1 protein-coding gene is annotated in these 749 nt (G+C 39.9%); it reads right to left on the reverse strand.

The annotated features are described in order from the left end of the window. On the reverse strand, nt 1-749 hold a 749-nt coding region (locus tag AACQ38_RS23770), incomplete at both ends, for a two-partner secretion domain-containing protein (protein WP_445260644.1).

The following is a 749-nucleotide window of genomic DNA, read 5'->3' on the forward strand; positions in this document are numbered from 1 at the left end:
TATCATAATTTTCTATAAAGAACCAATTTCTCATGTCACTGAGATCATCAACATTACTAAAGTCAAGAAAATCGTTTTTTTCAGGTTTAATATTAGAAAGGAGATAAAGATCTCTTATATTGAGCATCTTATGAGATCTGGCAACTAAATCGCCTTTATTAGTCTTTATGGTAGCAGATCTATTTTCAATAAGATGACTTTTATCTCCTTGTGCATTTTTCTGTATCCACATATTATTATTGGCTTGCAGCAAGGCTTTATTACCGCTATTACGCACAGTATCGACAAATATCCGCATATCCCGGCCAGCAGTCACGCTACCTTTATTATCCAGCGTGGTGTTTTCCAGAATAATATCCCGTCCCGCCTGCACGCTAATATTGGGCACAATATGGGTTTCTTTGCCAATAACATTCAGGTCCGTTTTAGCCTTAATATTGCCCAGTTCAATTTTTCCATTGGCGTTTAAAGTAATATCACGCTGGTCACTGATTAAATTTTTCAGATTAACACCAACGCCCTCTTCAGTGGCAACCAGTCGGATTTTATTGGCATACATGCCGCCTAACGCTTTGGTATCAACAGCTAATTGGGGTTTAGCGCCTTCGCCAGCGACAGGTTCAACTGTGCCGTCTTTTAAACTGATTCGGTTAGCGCCTTGTGTCAGAGACAGGTTATTGGCCTGAATTTTTCCATTTAATTCCGTTGCCCGGCTGATAATATCGACATAATCCGTCGCCTTGCCATCT

Origin of the sequence: Photorhabdus sp. RW14-46 (assembly GCF_963887965.1) — a bacterium.
Taxonomy (GTDB): domain Bacteria; phylum Pseudomonadota; class Gammaproteobacteria; order Enterobacterales; family Enterobacteriaceae; genus Photorhabdus; species Photorhabdus laumondii.